Origin of the sequence: Quadrisphaera setariae, from assembly GCF_008041935.1 — a bacterium.
Lineage (GTDB): Bacteria > Actinomycetota > Actinomycetes > Actinomycetales > Quadrisphaeraceae > Quadrisphaera > Quadrisphaera setariae.
Genome location: NZ_VKAC01000008.1, coordinates 132,935 through 151,380 on the forward strand (window position 1 = coordinate 132,935; position 18,446 = coordinate 151,380).

Below are 18,446 nucleotides of genomic sequence, written 5' to 3' on the forward strand. Positions count from 1 at the left end.
ACCGGCCGGCCCGGCGGCCCGGACCCGCAGCTCACCAGCACCCCGGCCAGCACCCCAGGACGCCGAAGGAGACGGACCGTGTCACAGACAGCCCCGATCACCGCGGGCGTGCCGACGCCCCCGGTGACCACCGCACCCGCGCGGGGCCGGCGCGGCCGCCCCGGTCGCACGGGGCGCGCGGGCCGAGCGGGCCGGGCGCGCACGCCCGGGTACGTCCTGGCGCCGCTGGCGCTCATCGCCGTGAACGCCGTGATGTTCGCCCTGTTCTTCGTGTGGCCGGCGGCGATCGGGCTGTACTACTCGTTCACCAGCTACACCGGCGTCGGCCCGGCGCGCTTCGTCGGCCTGGACAACTACACCTCGCTGTTCGCCGACAGCTCCTTCTACGCGGCGCTGACGCGGACGCTGCTGTTCACGCTCATGGTCGTGCCCGCCACGTACGTGGTCTCGCTGCTGTCGGCGGTGCTCCTCACCAGCGAGTACACCCGCGGCAAGACGGTGGCCCGGGTCATCTTCTTCGTGCCGTGGCTGATCTCCCCCATCGTCGCCGGCGTCATCTGGCGCTGGCTGTTCGGCGAGAACTTCGGCCTGGTCAACTACCTGCTGCTGCAGGTGGGCCTGCACGAGGTCGCCTGGCAGAGCAACGGGAACCTGTCGCTGATCATCGTGGTGATCGCGTCCACCTGGGGCAGCACCGCCTTCACGATGCTGCTGTTCATCGCGGCCCTCAAGAGCGTCCCGAAGTCCTACTACGAGGCGGCCGCCCTCGACGGCGCCGGCCCGTGGCACAAGTTCCGGTACATCACGCTGCCGGGCATCGCACCCACCTCGTTCATCGTGGTGCTGCTGGGCACGATCGGGGCGATGAAGGAGTACGCGCTGATCCAGGCCCTCAACGGTGGTGGCCCGGGCAGCGAGAACAACCTCATCGTCCAGTACATCTACCGGACCGGCTTCGAGCGGGCGCAGATCGGCTACGCCAGCGCCGCCTCGTTCGTGCTCCTGCTCATCCTCATGGTCATCGCCCTGGTGCAGATGCTGGTCAACCGCCGCATGGAGGCGAACCGATGAGCGCCACGACCGCGCAGCGTCCCAGCCCGTCAGCGCAGCGCAAGGCCGCCCAGCGCTCCCGCCGCCGCGCCGAGGCACCCCGCACCCTCGGCGCCACCGCGGTGCTGTGGCTGCTGGTGGTGGTCTACGGCGTGCCCGTGGCGTGGTTCGTGCTGAGCTCGATCAAGCCCGCCGGTGAGCTGTTCAGCTACCCGCTGACGCTCTTCTCGAAGCAGCCCACCCTGGCCGGCTACAGCCAGGCCTGGACCCAGTTCGACTTCTACCGCTACTTCGGCAACACGCTGCTGGTGGCCACGATCACCACGGTGCTCACGGTCATCGCGAGCGCCGCCGCGGGGTACGCGCTGGCGAAGTACCGCAGCTGGTGGCTGAGCGCGTTCGCCGTGTGCGTCATCGCCACGACGATGCTCCCCACCGAGGTGATCCTGTCCCCGTCGTTCCTCGTGGTGCGCGACCTGGGCCTCTACAACCACCTGGCCGGCGTCATCGTGCCCTCGATCCTCACCGCCACCGGCGTGTTCATGTTCCGGCAGTTCTTCACCACCGTGCCGGACGAGCTGCTCGAGGCCGCACGCATCGACGGCTCCAGCGAGCTGCAGACGTTCTTCCGCATCATGCTGCCGATCTCGCGACCGATCATGATCACCCTGGCCATCTTCAGCTTCCAGTGGCGCTGGAACGACTACATCTGGCCGCTGATCGTGCTCAACGACCCGAAGCAGTACACGCTGCAGATCGCCCTGCAGAGCATCGTCGGGGCGGAGAACGTCAACTGGTCGGTGCTGCTGGGTGCGTCGGTGATCTCGATGGCGCCGCTGGTGCTGCTGTACCTCGTGTTCCAGCGCTACGTCATGAGCGCTGACCTCAACGCCGGCCTGAAGGACTGAGCGAACCCCCTCGTGTCCCCCGCACCGCAGCCCCACGCCGCCTCCGTCGAGGACCTCCTCGCCCGCACCGACAGGTGGCTCGCCGAACGGCTGCTGCCGGCCGTGGTGCAGGCCCGCCTGCCGGTCGGCGAGCAGCTCGCGCTCACCGCGTGGGAGGTGCCCGGCGCCGACGGGCTGACCGGTGAGCCCGTGCCCTTCGCCGTGGCCCGCGCCGCCCACGAGGCGGGCGAGGGCGCCCCGGCGGAGCCGGGGCAGGCGTGGGGGCCGCCGTGGTCCACCACGTGGTTCCGGCTCGAGGGCGTCGTGCCGCCGCAGTGGTCGGCGCTCCTGTCCGCCCCGCAGGAGGACCAGGACGACGACGACGACGGCGGTCGTCCGAGCGGCGCGCTGCCGCGACGTGTGCTGCCGCGGGGTGTCCTCCACCTCGAGGCCGACCTCGGCTTCACCTCCGGCCAGCCCGGCTTCGACGCCGAGGGCCTCGTCCACACCGACGCGGGCGCGGTGGTCGACTCCCTCCACCCGCGCAGCCGCCGCGTCCGCCTGGCGGCGGCCCCCGGCGAGCGCGTGGTGCTGCACGTCGAGGCCGCCTCCAACCCGGACCTGTCCGGCGGGGGCGGGCGCTCGCCGCTGCGCTTCACCCCCACGCCGCTGGGCCGCCGCCAGAGCGCCGGAGCGCGTCCGCTGCGCCGGCTCGGCGAGGTCGCGCTGGTGGTGACGAGCCCGCTCGTGGAGGAGCTGGTCGCCGACGTCGTCGTCGTCCGGCAGCTCGCCGAGCAGCTCCCCGCTGACTCACCCCGCCGCCGGGAGCTGCTCGACGCGCTCGTGGCCGCGCAGTCGGCCGTGGACCCGTTCAGCGCGGCCGGCGTGGCGAGCACCGCGGCCGCCGGGCGCGCGGCGCTCGCGGGAGTGCTGGCCGGTCCCGCCGCGGCGAGCGCCCACCGGGTCAGCGCGGTGGGGCACGCCCACATCGACTTGGCGTGGCTGTGGCCGGTGCGCGAGACCCGGCGCAAGATCGCGCGGACCACGGCGCACGTGCTGGCGCTCATGGACTCCGAGCCCGACCTCGTCTTCGCGTGCTCCTCGGCGCAGCAGCTGGAGTGGGTGCGCACCGACCACCCGGAGCTGTTCGAGCGCATCCGCGAGCGGGTGGCGCAGGGGCGGTTCGTGCCGGTGGGCGGGATGTGGGTGGAGTCCGACACCAACCTGCCCACGGGTGAGTCGCTGGTGCGGCAGCTGCTGGAGGGCTCGCGGTGGTTCGCCGAGCACCTGGGCGCGAGCAGCGACGTGCTGTGGCTGCCCGACTCCTTCGGGTACTCCGCGGCGCTGCCGCAGGTGGCCGTGGGTGCGGGGATGCGGGCGTTCGCCACGCAGAAGCTCGCCTGGAACGACACCAACCCCATGCCCCACCACCACCTCGCGTGGGAGGGCCTGGACGGCTCCCGCCTCTACGCCCACCTCATGCCGGTGGACACGTACAACTCCGACCTGTCGGCGCGCGAGCTGGCCAAGGCGTCGCGGCAGGCGGCGGCCACGGCCGGCGCGCCGGGCGGCGCGGGCGCGGCAGGCAACCGGTCGCTGGTGCCGTTCGGCTACGGCGACGGCGGCGGGGGCCCCACCCGGGAGGCGCTGCGCGCGGCGCGCCGCCTGGCCGACCTCGACGGCTCCCCCACCGTCTCCCTGGAGCCGCCGTCAGCGTTCGTCGACGCGGCGCTGGAGGCGTTCGGCGGCCTCGACGCGCTGCCCGTGTGGGCGGGTGAGCTGTACCTGGAGTTCCACCGGGGCACGTACACGGCGCAGTCGCGCACCAAGCGCGGCAACCGGCGCTGCGAGCGGCTGCTCCACGAGGCCGAGCTGTGGTCCGCCACCGCCGCCGTCCGCGCCGGCCGCCCCTACCCGCTCGAGCGGCTGCGCGAGGCCTGGCGCACGGTGCTGCTGAACCAGTTCCACGACATCCTCCCCGGCTCCTCCATCGGCTGGGTGCACGACCAGGCCGAGGCCGAGCACGCCCGCGTCGCCGCAGACCTCGAAGCGCTGATCGCCGAGGCGCTCACCGCGCTGGGGGGCGACGCGACAGGCGCCCTGGCCAACCCGACGCCGCACGCCTGGCGCGGGGTGCCCGCGCACGGCACCGGCGTCCCGGAGCCCCTCCCCCGTCCGGTGGCGGTCACCCAGGACGACGACGAGACCGTGCTGGACAACGGCGTGCTGCGCGCCGTGGTCGACGACCGCGGGCTGGTGGTGTCGCTGCGGGCGCTGACCGGGCCCTTCGCGGGCCGGGAGGTGGTGCCGCCAGGTGGCGTGCTCGGCCTGCTGCAGCTGTTCCGCGACACCCCCGCGCAGTACGACGCGTGGGACCTCGACGCCGCCGACCTCGCCCATCCCGTGGACGTCACCGGCGTCGACGCTCTGCGCGTGGAGGACGGGCGCGCCGTCGTCGTCGAGAGGACCCTGCCGGCCTCCGCGGCGGCGCAGCAGCCGTCCCGGGTGGTGCAGACCTTCGCGCTGCTGCCCGGCGCTGACCGCCTGGACATCACCACGGCCGTGGACTGGCACCACGGCCAGCACCTGCTGAAGCTGGCGCTCGACGTGGACGTGCACACCACCACGGCCGCCTCGGAGGTGCAGTTCGGGCACGTCACGCGGCCGGTGCACCGCAACACCTCGTGGGACGTCGCGCGGTTCGAGGCGGTGGCGCACCGCTGGGTGCACGTCGCCGACGCGAGCCTCGGGGTGGCGCTGCTGCAGGCGGACTCCTACGGGCACGACGTGCAGCGCCTCCCGCGCGCTGGCCGCGCACGACGCGGCGACGGGGCACAGCGGGGAACCGGCACGTCGGTGAGGGTGCGGCAGTCGCTGCTGCGCGCTCCGAGCTACCCGGACCCGGCGGCCGACCGCGGCCAGCACGTGCTGCGCAGTGCCGTGCTGGTGGGCAGCATCGCCGACGCCGTGCGCGAGGGGTACCGGACGACCCGGCCGCTGCGCCCCGTCCCGAACGGCCCCGGAGGAGCTGGCGGCGCGGTGGAGCCGCTCGTGGCCTCCAGTGAGCCGGCGGTCGTCGTCGAGACGGTCAAGCTGGCCGCCGACGGCTCGGGCGACGTGGTGGTCCGGCTCTCCGAGCGCCACGGCGGCGCGGCGACCACCCGGCTCACCGCGAGCTTCGAGCACGGGGAGGCGCTGCTCACCGACCTCCTCGAGCGGAGCGGGGACCAGCACCTGTCCCCAGCGGCCTCCGAGGGAGGACGCACCTACGAGGTCGCGCTGGGGGCCTTCCAGGTGCTCACGGTGCGCTTCACCCGGAGCGGCGGGCGGCCTCGGCGCGCACGAGGGGGATGACCTCGCGGCCGAACTCCTCGGCGTCGGCGATGAAGTCGTAGCCGCGCAGCCCGAAGATCTCGAAGCCGAGGTCCGCGTAGTCGAGCAGCGCCGCCGCCACCGTCTCCGGGCTTCCAACCAGCGCGGTCACGCTGCCGTAGTTGCCGGCCGCGGTGACGGTGGGCGTCCAGAGGGCGCGGTCCCAGCGCTCCTGCTGCTGCGCCACCTCGATGAGCCGCTGCGCGCCGGCGTTCTCCACCGGCTCGGCGGCGCGGCCCGCGAGCGCGGCCGCGAGGCGGCGCTGCTCGGCGACGTCGGTGATGCGGCGCAGGAGGTCCTCGGCCTTGGCCCAGGCCTGGGCGTCGGTGGGGGCGATGATCGGGCGGAAGGCGATCTGCAGCCGCGGTCGCTCCCGGCCAGCGGCGGCAGCGGCGGCCTCGATGGACGCGATCTGCTGGCGCGTGCTGTCCAGCGGTTCGCCGAACAGGGCGAAGACGTCGGCCTGCGCCGCACCGACGCGGTACGCCGCTGGTGGGGAGCCGCCGAAGGAGAACAGCGGCCGCGGGCTGGACACGGGGCGGACCTGCAGGGCGAAGTCGTCGAAGCGGTAGTAGCGGCCCTCGTGGGAGAACGGCTCGGTCTGCGTGAGCGCGCGCATGACCACGGACATCCACTCGGCGGTGCGGTCGTAGCGCTCGTCCTTGGTGACGTGGTCGCCTTCGCGGGCCTGGTCGGCGGTGGACCCGCCGGTGATGACGTGCACCGTCAGCCGGCCGCCGGAGAGGGCGTCGAGGCTGGCGAAGGTGCGGGCCGCTGCCGTGGGGTGGGAGGCGTTGGGGCGGTGCGCCAACCGGATCTTGATGGTCTCGGTGACGGTGGCGGCGAACAGGGCGCACTGCGCGGGGTCGGGGCTGCCGGAGCTGTAGGCGAACAGCACGTGGTCCCACCCGGCCTCCTCGTGGGCGCGCACCACGCGCGTGAGGTAGGCGGGGTCGAGCGCGGGACCCGTCCTGTCGAGCAGCTCGCTGTGGGCGTTCGGCGCACCCATGCCGAGGAACTCCACGTCCATCGGGAGATCTTCACAGGTCTGGGCACGCGCCACGACGCAGTACCCACCGGCGCCGAGAGCGCCGCTGGTGGGTCAGCCCTTCGGGTGGAGGTGCTCCTCGAGCGCGGCCTTGCACCCGGCCTCGTTGTTGGCGGCAGCCGCCTTGGCCTCGTCGGTCGCTGCCGACCCCACCTTCACCTCGCAGACCTGCAGGGCGGTGGTCGCCGCGGTCACCTCGGCGCCGGAGGCGATGTACGCCGCCGCGGCCTGCCGGCCCTCGGCGTAGGCGGGGCTGGACGTGTCGATGTCGGGCCGGGACGCCCCGTAGCCGAACACGAGGGCCAGCACCAGCGCGATGCCCAGCACCACGAGCCACCCACTGCCCCCCGACGACGACCGCGCGGCGGGGGCCGCGAGCTCCTCCTCGTAGCCCTCCTCGACGAGAACGGCGCCGGCGTCGTGGCGGTGGCCGCACTCACCGCAGAAGTTGCCCCCGGACCTCCCCGACCCGCAGTTGGTGCAGTAGTTCATCGCTCCTCCAGACCGTTCCAGACGACGAGCGTGGCGCCGACCAGGCGGTGTCCGGTGCAGGACACGCCGCGAGCGCCCTCGTCGCGGCGAGCACGCAGCCTGGGTGTCCACCGGGCGGCGGTCACGATCGCGCCGTCCGGGGTCACCTGACCGTCAGCGCCCGGGGTGGACGATGTCGATGACCAGCCGAGGGTGCTCCCCGTGGACCTCGAAGACCCGCAGGACGCGCCCCCGGGCCCCGTCCACCGTCCGCACGCCGACGCCCACCTGCACGGTCGCCTCGAAGCTCGGCGACAGGTACGTCGAGCGGACGGCGGGCAGCCTCGGCGCCGTCCTGCTCGCCGCCTGGAACCGGTCGGCGCCGGTGAGGGTCACCTCGAGGACGCGGTCGCCCTGCAGCCGGACGACGTCGCCGCTGCCGTCCGCGCGGAGCTGCTCTCCCCGCGGCAGCCACCGCACGCGGTGGTCAGGGACCCCGCCGGCGAGGTCGATGACCACCCTGTCGAAACCGGCGTGCCGACCGGTGCGCAGACCGGTCACGGTCGAGTGGGCCGGGGCGGCCAGGACCGCGGCCACCGGAGCGGACCGGGCCGGCGAAGCAGCCGCGTCAGCCGCACCGGGCAGTCCGGCGGCGCTGCCCAGGACCAGCACCGCGCAACAGCCTCCCGAGGCCAGCCCTCCCCGCACGCCCCACCGGCGGCGGGGCCGTGAGACCGCCGCTGCGCCTCCACGCGAACGCCACGCGTCCATGCTGGAGGAGTACCCGCTTCGTCACGGAGCGCAACCTCGACACGCCGCCACCATCACCACCACCGGGCCCCTGCGGGGAGGCGCGGACGGGCGTGCGGAGTGAGAGGCTGGGTGATGGCCCTCAGGGCGGACGAGGACGTCGACGTCCTGCTCGTCGACCTCGACGAGCCCTTCCGCTGCGCCGACGACGCACCACGAGAAGCACACCTCCCCCACCACCGCTGGCGCCATCGCCTCACCGAGGCCACCGCGCTCGCGGCGCTGGCCGCCGTCGTCCTCGGTGATCTGCTGTCACCAGACCTGCCGGTCGCCCTGGAGACAGCCGGCGCGGGCGGTGGCAGCGCTACCACCGCGCGCGCCGGGTACGACCAGCTGGCCCCCGGGGTGTGGGTGGACTCCAGGACCGCCGAGCGGGTCGCGGTCGCGCGGGTGCGCAGCGCCTCGCCGCAGGACGTGGTGGTGCCGGCGGACGCCCACCGCGGCAGCGCGCCCCTGCCCGTGATGCTCACGGAGGACGGCGCCCGCTACGTCGTCGTCGTGAGCTGCCTGCGGCCGACGCCCCTGGGCGTGGGTCTCGCCGGATCGGAGGCCGCACCGCGGACCTGCCCGGACGGCGCCCCGGTCTACCGCTTCACCGGCCGAGGGCACCTGGTGCAGGTGGTGGTCGAGGTGCCGGACGACGTCGTCTGGGCCGCCGAGGTGGTCACCGGTTGAGCGCAGGTCACTGCGCTGTCTGAGCCGTCTCGGCGCGCATCCCACACAGCGCCCGCGCGCGGCCCTAGCCTCCGCTCACCACCGCCGCGCGACGCCGAGAAGGAGCTCGCTGTGAGCCTCCCGCTGCCCTCCCAGCACGTCCCGACGAGAGCGACGACGGCGCGGGTCACCGCCGTCCAGCTCGCGCCGACGCTGCTGGACCTGCCCGGCAACGCCCGACGGACGACGACGGCGATCGCCGCGGCCGTCGACGCCGGCGCCGACGTCGTCGTCCTCCCTGAGCTCGCGACGTCCGGCTACGGACTGGCCGACGAGGCCGAGGCCCGCTCGGTGGCGGTCCGCGCCGACAGCGCCGTGCTGGACGGCTGGGCGGCGGCCTGCCGGCGGCGCCCCGGTGCCGTGGTGGTCGGAGGGTTCTGCGAGCTCGGCGAGGACGGCCGGATCCACAACAGCGCCGCCGTCGTCGACGGCACCGGGGTGCGGGCGGTCTACCGCAAGGCGCACCTGTGGGACGGCGAGCGCCTGCTGTTCTCCCCCGGTCATGCGGCGCCGCCGGTGGTCGAGACCGCGCACGGGCGGATCAGCACCCTCATCTGCTACGACCTCAGCTTCCCGGAGTGGGTCCGCACGGCCGTCCTCGCTGGCGCCGACCTGCTGGCAGTGCCGACCAACTGGGCGCTGGGGTCGCGCCCGGCGGGTGAGCGGCCCATCGGGCAGGTGGTCGCCATGGCCGCGGCCCGATCCGGTCACCTCGTGGTGGTCTGCTGCGACCGCACCGGACGCGAGCGCGGCCTCGACTGGACCGAGGGCACGTGCGTGGTGGGCGCCGACGGCTGGGTGCTCGCCGAGGCGGGCCCAGGGACGGCGACGGCGTGGGCCGACGTCGACCTGCGCGCCTCCCGGGACCGGCGCGCCGGCGCCCTGGGTGACCTGCTCGGCGACCGCCGCCCGGAGCTGTACGCGGCGGTGTCGGCGCCTCGCCTGCACCTCCCCGAGCAGCGCGAGGCCGTCACCGTCTGAGCGGCCGGCGCGGTCAGAGGAACCGGTTGACGTCGGCGAAGCCGAGGTCGACGAACGGCTCCTCCCCCACCACCGCGCGCGCGAGCGACTCCCCGATGCCGGTGGCGTGCTTGAACGCGTGGCCGCTGCAGCCGCCGCCGACCACCAGGCGCGGGTCGCCGTGGGGACGCCCCAGCTGGAACTGCATGTCGGGGCTGCGCGTGACCATGCACGTGGTCACCCGCGACGGCGTCGGGTCGAGGCCCGGCAGCGACGCCGCGACCACCCGGGAGACGTGCGCCGAGTCGGCGGGGGTGACGGCGCGGTCGCAGTCGTCGGGGCGGGTGCGGCGGTAGGCGGGGTCGTCCTCGGGGCCCACCTTGACGCCGTGCTCGTCGGCGGCGCCGTGGCCCCAGGCCACCGAGCCGTCGGCGGACTCGCGGATGAAGATCGGGAACCTCTCCAGCGAGAAGGTGCTCGCGTCGACGCCGGCGCGCGGGGCGAACCACGTCATCGGCGTGCGCACCACCTCCAGCGGCATCCCCGCCACGAGCTCACCCAGCCACGGCCCGGCGGTCACCACCACCTGGCGCACCCGGATCCGACGGGCGGCGGTCTCGACCACCGCTCCCTGGTCGACCAGCTCGACGCGGCTCACCCCGGTGTCGAGCAGCAGCGTCGCACCCGTCGCCTCCGCGGCGGCGCACGCCGCCTGCACGCCGTGCTCGGGGTGCAGCACCCCGGCCTGCTCGTCGAAGAGGCCGACGTCGTCGGGGCCGAGACCGGCGTGCTGCGGCCACCGCGCGGCGAGCTCGGAGCGGGTGAGGTCGTGCAGCTCGACACCCGCTGCGGCCGCCGCGCGCCGCGTCCCCTCGATGACGTGCCCGCCGCGCGGGCCGAGCATCAGCCCGCCGGACAGGCGCAGCAGCTCGGTGCCGCTGCTCGCCTCGAGCTCCCGCCACAGCCGCGCCGACTCCCGTGCCACGTCCACGAGGTGCGGGTGCTCCATGCACAGCGTCCGGAACAGCCGCGTGCCGCCGTGCGAGGAGCCGAGCACGTGGCCGGGTCGGTGCTTCTCGATCCCGACGACGTCGACGCCCCGCGCGGCCAGGCGCCACGCGGTGGCCGAGCCCATCGCACCCAGTCCGACGACGGCGACGTCAGCGTCCAGCTCCACGCCCCGATCCTCGCTGCCGGCGGTGGTGCTGCCACCGGTCGGGGTCCACCTCGAGCGCGGCCCGGTCCCACCCGGCGGGGTCGGCGGCGGCCTCGTAGGTGCGCTGGAGGAAGGCCATCAGCGTCGCGTCGGGGTCGGCGGCGGTGCGCACCGCCTCGTACGGCAGCCGGAACTGGCCGCCCTCGATGCTGTAGACGGACCCGTCGGGCAGGCCCGCGGTGTCGTGGAAGCCGTCGGGCTCGGGGTAGGCGTAGGCGTAGAAGGCGCCCTCCTCGCCGCCGCCGGGCCAGAAGCCGCAGCTGCTCAGCTCGTGGGAGTACCCCTCGACCATCACCCAGTCACCGCAGTTCGGCGCCCCGCCGGGGTGCTGCGGCGCCGGGCGGCCGGAGAAGCGCGTGCACGCGAGGTCCATCGAGCCCCAGAAGAAGTGCACCGGACTGACCTTCCCGCTGTACCGGGCGCGGAAGCGGCCCAGCACGCGGTCGGCCGCCACCAGCTGCCGCCAGAACAGGTGCGCGGCCTCCGGCTCGTAGGCGGAGTGCACGTCGTCCTCGGCGAAGGGGATCGACGGGTCCACCTCGTTGGGCCGCGGCTGGTGCGGCCTGTCGATCCCGAGGGCGTCGAGGACGACGACGAGCTCGGCGTAGAAGTCGGCCACGGGCCGCGCCTGCAGCCCCACCCGGCGGCGCTCGCCGCTGCTGCTCCACACGACGAGCTCGTGGTCGACGAGGTCGAGCTCCAGGTCGACGACGCCGCTGCCGACGGGCACCGCCGACGTCGTCAGGCCGCGGGCGCTGACGTACAGGGCGGACTGCCACCAGTGGTTCACCAGCGGTGCGTGCGCGAGCCGCACCTTCCCCACCACCTGCGTGATCATGTGGAGGGTGTCGCGCGTGGGCGTCCACTCGTCCACGCGCAGCGCCGGCCACGCGTCCGCCGCCGAGCTCGCGGGACTCATGCGTGCAGCCGCTGCTGCCAGTCGGCGGGCACGGCGCCGGCCGGTCCGGGAGCGGGCTGGTCCGCGGGGTGGCTGCGCGGCTCAGCGAGCTGCGGGCCCCGGGCGTAGACCTCGGCGCGGTAGTCCCAGAGCCAGTCCTCGCCGGGCTCGTAGCTCTGCACCACGCGGTGGCCGGTGGCGTGCGCGTGGGCGGTGGCGTGCTGGGCCGGGGAGGAGTCGCAGCAGCCGACGTGACCGCACGCCGCGCACCGCCGCAGGTGGAACCACCACCCCGGCGGCTGCGCCGCCGTGCACTCGGCGCACCCGTCGCCGCTGGGGGCGGCGTCAGGGTCGATCACGGGCTCCTCGTCCCACTCCACGGACACGGGACCTCCTCGTGCTGCAGCGCCCCGCCGCGGCTCTGGAGCGGGTGCGGGTCCATCCACGCGCGGTGCGCCCCACCCGTCAAGGGTTCCCGTGGCGAGGAGCCAGTGGCAGCCTCGAGCCGTGGTCGACGACGATGACGCCCGCCCCCGCCTGCGCGTCACCTCGGTGACGCTCGCCGCCTCTGACGCCGGGCGCCTGGCGGCCTGCTACGCCCGGCTGCTCGGGACGCCGGTGACGACGGACGAACCGGGCTGGGCGCAGGTCAGGCCTCCGAGCCCGGACCTCGGGCCCGTGCTGAGCTTCGAGCACGACAGGTGCTTCACCCCGCCGACGTGGCCGAGCAGCCCCGGCGGGCAGAGCGCGACCGCCCACCTCGACGTCGTCGTCGACGACCTCGACGCCGCCGTGGCGTGGGCCCTGGAGGCCGGCGCCGTGCTGGACCCGTTCCAGCCGCAGCCCGACGTCCGCGTCATGCGCGACCCGGACGGGCACCCGTTCTGCCTCTTCACCGAGGGGTGACGACCGACCGGGACGAGGTGCCGCGTCACGCCCGGGTCAACACCTCGTGACGTGCGGCCCGCCTCCCACCGCGGCGCCCAGGCGGCCCCCACCATCGCTCCACCGGTCGGCAACGGCCAGTGCCCGGTCAGCAGCCCACGAGGAGGAGCCACCATGCCGACGCCCGAGGAGTTCGCCCTGGCCTGGGCCAGGTCCTGCTACGCCGAGTCCCGCCTCGACGGGCAGCGCACCCTCGACGCCCTGCTCGACCAGCGCATCGACGCGGAGGGCTGAGCGCCGCAGCGGCGGTGGTCGGGGAGGGTGATCGGATCACGTAGCGTGACCGGGTGGACTTCCCCGCCACCGCCGGCTTCGCCGTGCTCGACCTCGAGACCACCGGGTTCTCCCCGCGCACGGAGCGCATCGTGGAGGTCGCCGTCGTCCACGTCACCCCCGACGGCACCTCCGGCGCGGAGTGGTCCACGCTCGTGCACCCCGGCCGGCCGACGGTCGGCGCCACGCACGTCCACGGCATCCGCCCCGTCGACGTCCGCGAGGCCCCGCGGTTCGCCGAGGTCGTGCCCGCCCTGGTCGAGGTGCTGGCCGGGCGCGTGCTCGTCGCGCACAACGCCGGCTTCGACGTGCCGTTCCTGCGGGCCGAGCTCGAGCGGGCGGGCGTGGACATGCCCGAGGCGCCGCAGCTGTGCACGCTCGCCGAGAGCCGGCGGCACCTGCCGCAGCTGGCCGGGCGCAAGCTCGCCGACTGCTGCGCCGCGGCGGGCGTGCGCCTCACCGGCGCGCACTCCGCCCTCGGCGACGCGCGCGCCACCGCCGAGCTGCTCGGGTGCTACCTCGCCGCCGGTGGGCCGGGCGCCCACGCCGCGCTGCTGCGGCAGGCCGCGTCGACGCGGTGGCCGGTCGTCGCTCCCCCGCGGCGCGCGCCCGACCTGCGGCAGCGCAGGGTGGTCGGGGGGCGCGTCGTCGGGGCTGGTCCTGGTGCGTGGACCGCGTTCCGGAGCGCGGGTGAGTTACGACCCCCGGTGCCGTTATCAGACCGTGCGGCGGCGAAGCCGCTCCCCCGGTCGCTGCGACCCGGCGACGCCGTCGTCTTCACCGGCGGCGACCCGGAGGTGCGCGCCCTCCTGGAGCAGCGCTGCCGCGAGCGCGGCCTGCGGGTGACCAGTGCGGTGTCGGGCCGGACGGCGCTGCTCGTCACCGACGACGTGCACTCCGGCACCACGAAGGCGCGGCGGGCGCTGCAGCTGGGAACACCGGTGGTCGACACCGCCACCGCCGCGGTGCTCATCGAGACCTCCGAGCTCGCCACCTCCGACTCGGCAGCACCGGCGGTCATCGACCTGCGTCCGGCGCGCGTCCGCGCGTGGTGAGGACGGCGGCTCCACCCTGGCCCGCGGTCGGGTCGCCGTCGGACAGGTGATCGGCGAGGGTGACCAGGTGCGCCTTCCCACCCCGCCGGTCACCCGCGGAGATGACCGGTCGGAGGTGGTCGCGTGGGTGCGCGAGCACCTGGGACACCTCTCCTCCGACGACGTGCGAGCCTCCCCGGTCCGGGGTGGGCAGACGGCCGCCGACACGGCGCTGGCGACGCTCGACCTCACCGGGTACGCGGCCAGGCGCAGCAACGTCCTCCCCGAGCCCAGCCGCGGCGCGAGCCGCCTCTCGCCGTACATCCGCCACGGGCTGCTGACGCTGCCCGCCGTGTGGGAGGCCGCGGGCGGCGCTCCCCACCGCGACCGCGAGAAGTTCCGCGACGAGCTCATGTGGCAGGAGTACTCCCGCCACGTGTACGCCCGGGTCGGCTCGGCCAACGGGGCACCGCTGCGCTTCGACGCCCCCGTGCCCGCGCCGGGCAGCGCCCCGCCGGCTCCCCCGGTCAGCCCCGACGACCCGTGGCCGCGGCAGATGGCGTGCATGGACGCGACCACCACCGAGCTCCGCGACAACGGCTGGCTGGTCAACCAGACCCGCATGTGGCTCGCCTCGCAGTGGGCGGTCCGCGCCGGTGCCGACTGGCGGCAGGGCGAGCAGGAGATGTACCGCAACCTCCTCGACGGCTCCCGGGCCGCCAACCGCCTGGGCTGGCAGTGGGCGATCGGCACCGGCACCGGCCGGGTCTACGGGTTCAGCCGCTGGCAGGTGGAGAAGCGGGCGCCGCAGCTGTGCGCGAGCTGCGCGCTGCGCGACGCCTGCCCGGTGCAGGACTGGCCCGAGGCGCAGTCGGGCCCGAAGGTCGAGGGGCCCGACACCCTAGGTGGCGGGGAGACCGACGGCGGTCCGGAGGACCCGCTCGTCACCGGCGAACCCGAGGCGGTCTGGCTGACGGCGGAGTCCCTCGGGGACGCCGACCCGGCCCTGGCGGCCCACCCCGACCTGCCGGCGGTGTTCGTCTTCGACGAGCCGCTGCTGCGGAAGCTCGAGCTGTCGGGCAAGCGCCTGGTGTTCCTCGCCGAGGCGCTGGCCGAGATCGGGGAGGCCGGGCAGCTCGAGGTGCACCTGGGCGACCCGGTCACCGAGCTGGCCGGTCGGCCCCTCGCGACGACCTGGGCGTACGTCCCGGGGTTCAAGCGCCGCTCGGCGCAGCTGGACGTGGTGGCCCTGCACCCCTGGCCGTGGCTGCGCCGGCCCGGGTCCGGTTCGCTGCGCTCGTTCAGCGCGTGGGCGGGACGGCCGAGCCGTCCGCGCCCGGCGCGCAACAGCGGCGGCCGCCGCCGCTGACCACTTCCCCTCCACCGCACTTTCCGCGGCAAGTGCGCGTCCAGCGGCCGCGGTGGCGCACTTGCCGCGGAAAGTGCGGACGGGGCGGGTCAGGGGGTGACGGTCTTGGTGATGGTGTCCTGCACGAGGCGCGCGGCCGTCGGACCGGCGTTGAGGTAGAAGGGCTCCAGCGGCACCTGCACTGCGTGGCCGGCCTTCACGGCGGACAGCCCGGGCCAGAGCGCGGACCCGGTGATGAGCTGCACGCCGTCGCCGGCGGCGGCGTAGAAGATCCAGTCCGCGTCGGCGAGGTCGAGCTGCTCGGCGCTGACGTCCTGCGAGGTCTCGTCGAACTGCTGCGAGGCCGGGCGCCCGAGCCCGAGGTCCTCCGCGACGCCGCCCGTGAAGGACGGCAGCCCCATGATCCGGGTGCGGTCGCCCGTCGACTGCAGGAACGACACCGTCGGCGCGGCCTTCCCGGCCGGGAGCTTCGCGGCGTAGGCGGCGGCGTCTCTGTGGAGGCCGTCGAGCACCTCCTGCGCGTCTCCCTCCTGGCCGAGCGCGTCGGCGAGCAGCAGGAAGTCGCTCTTCCAGTTCACGCCGTTGCCCAGCGTCACCACGGTGGGGGCGATGGCGGACAGCGCGGCGTAGTAGTCCTTGCCGCGGGTGGAGTTGATGAGGATGAGGTCGGGCTTGGCCTGGGCGATCGCCTCGACGTCGGGCTCGGTGCGCGTGCCGATGCTCGTCATCGACGCCAGCGCGGCGGTGTCGGCCGGGAACGCCTGCGCGAGGTACTCGGGCACGAGCGCGTTGGACTCCGCGACGGTCGCGGCGACCGGCACGTGCCCGAGCGTGAGCAGCGCGTCGAGCTGGCCGGTGGAGACCACGGCGATCCGCTGCGGCGCCGCCGGCACCTCGGTGGTGCCGAGGTAGTGGGTGACCGTGCGGGGGAAGACGCCGTCGGCCTGGGTGGAGCCCATGCCCTCGGCCATGGTCCGGGAGACGACGTGCTTCCCGGTGGAGCCGGACTCGTCGTCGGGCACCGACGCCGCGGGAGACGCGGCGGACGACGCGGACGCTCCCGGAGCGGCGTCGGCCCCGCTGAGCGCTCCCCCGCCGCAGCCGGCGAGGAGGCCGGTCACCGCCACGACGACGACGCCGAGCCGCCAGCCCTGTGCTCGGCGCGATGATCGACGGGGTGCTGCGGGGTCGCCGGAAGGGCGCCCCTGGGGCTCGCGGGACATAGGTTAGCCTCACCTCTACTCGTGGAGATCGATGAGTACCCCGTCGATCACGACCGCCGCAAACCCGCTGCTCAGGAGGCCCCGTCGTGCCCGCCCGGCTCCCGGACGCCTCGGGGACCGCAGCGACGGCGGACGCAGGAGCGGCAGGCGAGGCGCAGGCGGACAGGACACCTCGGCGCGTGCCTGCGGTCGCGCTGGGCGTCGCGCTCGCCGTGCTGGTCGCGGTCCTGGCCGTCGCGAGCCTGGCGGTGGGGTCGCGGCCCGTGCCACCGGACGCGGCGCTGCGGGCGCTGTGGGACCCCGGCTCCTCCCCCGACGCCCTCGTGGTCAACCAGCTGCGCGTGCCCCGGACGGTGCTCGGCGTGCTCGTGGGTGCGGCGCTCGGCTGCGCCGGGGCGGTGGTGCAGGCCCTCACCCGCAACCCGCTGGCCGAGCCCGGCCTGCTCGGGGTGAACGCCGGCGCGGCGGCGGCCGTCGTCGTCGTCATCTCGGTGCTGGGGGTGGGCGCGCCGCTGGGGCTCGCGGCGGCGGCGCTGGTGGGAGCCGGGCTCGCGACAGCCGCGGTGCTGGCCATCGGTGCCAGCCGCGGCGTCTCGGGAGACCCGGTCCGCCTCGTGCTCGCGGGCGTGGCGCTGGCCGCGTGCCTGCACTCGGTCACCGGCGCGGTGACGCTGCTGGACTCGCGGACCTTCGACTCCTACCGCTTCTGGGTGGTCGGGTCGCTCGAGGGGCGGCAGCTGGGCACGGCGCTGGTGGTCGCGCCGGTCGTCGTGGCGGGCGGGGTGCTGGCGTGGGCGCTGGGGCGGGGGCTCGACGCGCTGGCGCTCGGGCAGGACGTGGGGCGTTCGCTGGGGCTGAGGACCGGCAGGGTGAGGCTCCTCGCCCTGCTCGCGGTGACGCTGCTGTGCGGCGGAGCGACCGCCGCCGCGGGCCCGGTGTCCTTCGTGGGGCTGGTGGTCCCGCACGCCGTGCGGCTGCTCGTGGGCCCGGGCCTGCGGCGGACCCTGCCGCTGTGCGTGCTCGGCGGGGCGGCGCTCGTGCTGGCCAGCGACGTGGTGGGCCGCGTGGTGGCGCGCCCGGCCGAGCTGGAGGTCGGCATCGTCACCGCCTTCGTGGGGGCGCCCCTGCTGCTGTGGCTGGCGCTGAGCGGTGCCCGACGATGAGAGCTCGACGATGACCAGCACCCAGACCAGGCGAGCGACGAGCGCAGGCCGGGTGCTCTTCGTGCTGGCGGTGCTGGCGGTGGCACTGGCCGCGGCGTCGATGCTCGGAGGCTCCTACCGCGCGTCGCCGGACGCCGTGCTGCGATCCCTCCTCGGCGAGGGCACCCCCGCCGACGACGTGGTGGTGCTCGGGCTGCGCCTGCCGCGCCTCGCGGCGGCGCTGCTGGTGGGGGCCGCACTGGCGTGCGCCGGCGCGGTGTTCCAGACGCTGACGCGCAACCCCCTCGGCAGCCCCGACGTCATCGGGTTCACCACCGGGTCGGCCACGGGAGCCCTCGCCGTCGTCATCGTGGGGGTGGGAGCGCTGAGCCCGGCCGCGGGCGCCTGGCTCGGCGGCGGGCTGGCCGCCGCCGTGGTGCTGCTGCTCACGCGCGGCGCGGGGACGGGCAGCGACCGGACGGTGCTGGTGGGCATCGCCCTGGCCGCGGCGCTGGCGTCGGTCAACGACTACCTCGTCACCCGGGCGCCGCTGGAGGTGGCGCAGGTCGCCCGGACCTGGCTGTTCGGGAGCCTGGCCGTGACCCGCTGGCCCGACGTGGCCGCGCTGGCCGTCACGGTCGCCGTGCTCACCCCCGTCGTGGCGCTGCACCGGCGGACCCTGCGGGTGCTCGACCTCGGCGACGACGTCGCCGCAGCGCTCGGCGTGCCGCTGGCGCGCACGCGCGTGGTGCTCGTGCTCGTGGCCGTGGGGCTGACCGGTGCGGCGACCGCCGCCGCCGGGCCGATCGGCTTCGTGGCGCTGGCCGCTCCGCAGCTGGCGCGGCGGGTGCTGCGGGCGCCGTCGGTGCCGCTGGTCACGAGCGCGGCGACCGGCGCGGTGCTGCTGCTCGCCGCCGACCTCGTGGCCCAGCGGCTGCTCGCGCCGCTGCAGCTGCCGGTGGGGCTGGTGACGGGGGCGATCGGCGGCGCGTACCTGCTGTGGCTGGTGGTCCGGGCGCCCGAGCGGCGCTGAC

At 75.3% G+C, this 18,446-nt stretch carries 17 protein-coding genes; 10 read left to right on the top strand and 7 right to left on the bottom strand.

Annotation, left to right across the window (positions count from 1 at the left end):
* Positions 1–252: 252 nt before the first annotated feature.
* From FMM08_RS14470 to FMM08_RS14480, 3 genes are read left to right on the top strand one after another with little or no spacing between them, the layout of a single operon-like run.
* Positions 253–1,071, top strand: coding sequence for a carbohydrate ABC transporter permease (locus FMM08_RS14470; RefSeq protein WP_147927184.1), 819 nt, complete (start codon positions 253–255; stop codon positions 1,069–1,071).
* Positions 1,068–1,958 carry a carbohydrate ABC transporter permease gene (locus tag FMM08_RS14475; RefSeq protein ID WP_147927084.1) on the top strand — a complete coding sequence of 297 codons (891 nt, stop codon included), beginning with the start codon at positions 1,068–1,070 and terminating at the stop codon, positions 1,956–1,958. Before FMM08_RS14470 ends, FMM08_RS14475 begins: the two co-directional genes overlap by 4 nt.
* Positions 1,959–1,970: 12 nt before the next feature.
* Positions 1,971–5,291 carry an alpha-mannosidase gene (locus tag FMM08_RS14480; RefSeq protein ID WP_147927085.1) on the top strand — a complete coding sequence of 1,107 codons (3,321 nt, stop codon included), beginning with the start codon at positions 1,971–1,973 and terminating at the stop codon, positions 5,289–5,291.
* On the opposite strand, the gene FMM08_RS14485 is transcribed toward FMM08_RS14480, so the two are convergent.
* The 3 genes from FMM08_RS14485 to FMM08_RS14495 form a co-directional block, all read right to left on the bottom strand.
* Positions 5,248–6,339 (bottom strand): LLM class flavin-dependent oxidoreductase, encoded by a 1,092-nt coding sequence (locus FMM08_RS14485; RefSeq protein WP_147927086.1) that lies wholly within the window; start codon positions 6,337–6,339, stop codon positions 5,248–5,250. The two genes, FMM08_RS14480 and FMM08_RS14485, sit on opposite strands and share 44 nt — an antisense overlap.
* A gap of 72 nt (positions 6,340–6,411) precedes the next feature.
* Complete coding sequence (locus FMM08_RS14490) at positions 6,412–6,849, bottom strand: hypothetical protein (RefSeq protein WP_147927087.1); 438 nt, start codon at positions 6,847–6,849, stop codon at positions 6,412–6,414.
* A gap of 153 nt (positions 6,850–7,002) precedes the next feature.
* A complete protein-coding gene (locus FMM08_RS14495) occupies positions 7,003–7,500 on the bottom strand; it encodes an AMIN-like domain-containing (lipo)protein (RefSeq protein ID WP_147927088.1) in 498 nt (165 codons plus the stop codon).
* Between the two features lie 213 nt (positions 7,501–7,713).
* Between FMM08_RS14495 and FMM08_RS14500 the strand changes: the two genes are divergently transcribed.
* A complete protein-coding gene (locus FMM08_RS14500; RefSeq protein ID WP_147927089.1) occupies positions 7,714–8,313 on the top strand; it encodes a hypothetical protein in 600 nt (199 codons plus the stop codon).
* A 111-nt stretch (positions 8,314–8,424) separates the two neighbouring features.
* Complete coding sequence (locus tag FMM08_RS14505) at positions 8,425–9,333, top strand: nitrilase-related carbon-nitrogen hydrolase (RefSeq protein ID WP_222710792.1); 909 nt, start codon at positions 8,425–8,427, stop codon at positions 9,331–9,333.
* 13 nt (positions 9,334–9,346) lie between these two features.
* Here FMM08_RS14505 and solA read toward each other — a convergent pair whose 3' ends face one another.
* The 3 genes from solA to FMM08_RS14520 are packed head-to-tail and all read right to left on the bottom strand — an operon-like array spanning position 9,347 to position 11,785.
* Positions 9,347–10,489, bottom strand: a complete 1,143-nt coding sequence (gene solA, locus FMM08_RS14510) for an N-methyl-L-tryptophan oxidase (RefSeq protein ID WP_147927090.1) — start codon at positions 10,487–10,489, stop codon at positions 9,347–9,349.
* On the bottom strand, positions 10,473–11,447 hold the full coding sequence (locus FMM08_RS14515; protein WP_147927091.1) for a DUF5996 family protein: 975 nt from the start codon (positions 11,445–11,447) through the stop codon (positions 10,473–10,475). The genes solA and FMM08_RS14515 overlap by 17 nt, the downstream gene beginning before the upstream one ends.
* Entirely contained in the window at positions 11,444–11,785 is a 342-nt protein-coding gene (locus tag FMM08_RS14520; protein WP_255472407.1) for a UBP-type zinc finger domain-containing protein, read from the bottom strand. Before FMM08_RS14520 ends, FMM08_RS14515 begins: the two co-directional genes overlap by 4 nt.
* Before the next feature lie 148 nt (positions 11,786–11,933).
* Between FMM08_RS14520 and FMM08_RS14525 the strand changes: the two genes are divergently transcribed.
* The 3 genes from FMM08_RS14525 (at position 11,934) to FMM08_RS14535 (ending at position 15,047) form a co-directional block, all read left to right on the top strand.
* On the top strand, positions 11,934–12,332 hold the full coding sequence (locus tag FMM08_RS14525) for a VOC family protein (protein WP_222710794.1): 399 nt from the start codon (positions 11,934–11,936) through the stop codon (positions 12,330–12,332).
* Positions 12,333–12,658: 326 nt separating this feature from the next.
* Positions 12,659–13,699: an exonuclease domain-containing protein gene (locus tag FMM08_RS14530; RefSeq protein ID WP_147927092.1), complete on the top strand. Its 1,041-nt coding sequence runs from the start codon at positions 12,659–12,661 to the stop codon at positions 13,697–13,699.
* Positions 13,700–13,766: 67 nt separating this feature from the next.
* Positions 13,767–15,047 (top strand): FAD-binding domain-containing protein, encoded by a 1,281-nt coding sequence (locus tag FMM08_RS14535; protein ID WP_255472408.1) that lies wholly within the window; start codon positions 13,767–13,769, stop codon positions 15,045–15,047.
* Positions 15,048–15,136: 89 nt separating this feature from the next.
* Here FMM08_RS14535 and FMM08_RS14540 read toward each other — a convergent pair whose 3' ends face one another.
* Positions 15,137–16,270 carry an ABC transporter substrate-binding protein gene (locus FMM08_RS14540; protein WP_187279765.1) on the bottom strand — a complete coding sequence of 378 codons (1,134 nt, stop codon included), beginning with the start codon at positions 16,268–16,270 and terminating at the stop codon, positions 15,137–15,139.
* An 86-nt stretch (positions 16,271–16,356) separates the two neighbouring features.
* Between FMM08_RS14540 and FMM08_RS14545 the strand changes: the two genes are divergently transcribed.
* Positions 16,357–17,433: a FecCD family ABC transporter permease gene (locus FMM08_RS14545; RefSeq protein ID WP_255472409.1), complete on the top strand. Its 1,077-nt coding sequence runs from the start codon at positions 16,357–16,359 to the stop codon at positions 17,431–17,433.
* A 10-nt stretch (positions 17,434–17,443) separates the two neighbouring features.
* On the top strand, positions 17,444–18,445 hold the full coding sequence (locus FMM08_RS14550; RefSeq protein WP_147927093.1) for a FecCD family ABC transporter permease: 1,002 nt from the start codon (positions 17,444–17,446) through the stop codon (positions 18,443–18,445).
* Position 18,446 lies beyond the last annotated feature (1 nt).

Bases quoted from the DNA above. Each gene is read 5' to 3' on its own strand.
- FMM08_RS14470 (WP_147927184.1), top strand. From the start codon at position 253: ATGTTCGCCCTGTTCTTCGTGTGGCCGGCGGCGATCGGGCTGTACTAC.
- FMM08_RS14475 (WP_147927084.1), top strand. From the start codon at position 1,068: ATGAGCGCCACGACCGCGCAGCGTCCCAGCCCGTCAGCGCAGCGCAAG.
- FMM08_RS14485 (WP_147927086.1), bottom strand. From the start codon at position 6,339: ATGGACGTGGAGTTCCTCGGCATGGGTGCGCCGAACGCCCACAGCGAG.
- FMM08_RS14490 (WP_147927087.1), bottom strand. From the start codon at position 6,849: ATGAACTACTGCACCAACTGCGGGTCGGGGAGGTCCGGGGGCAACTTC.
- FMM08_RS14500 (WP_147927089.1), top strand. From the start codon at position 7,714: ATGGCCCTCAGGGCGGACGAGGACGTCGACGTCCTGCTCGTCGACCTC.
- FMM08_RS14515 (WP_147927091.1), bottom strand. From the start codon at position 11,447: ATGAGTCCCGCGAGCTCGGCGGCGGACGCGTGGCCGGCGCTGCGCGTG.
- FMM08_RS14540 (WP_187279765.1), bottom strand. From the start codon at position 16,270: ATGTCCCGCGAGCCCCAGGGGCGCCCTTCCGGCGACCCCGCAGCACCC.
- FMM08_RS14550 (WP_147927093.1), top strand. From the start codon at position 17,444: ATGACCAGCACCCAGACCAGGCGAGCGACGAGCGCAGGCCGGGTGCTC.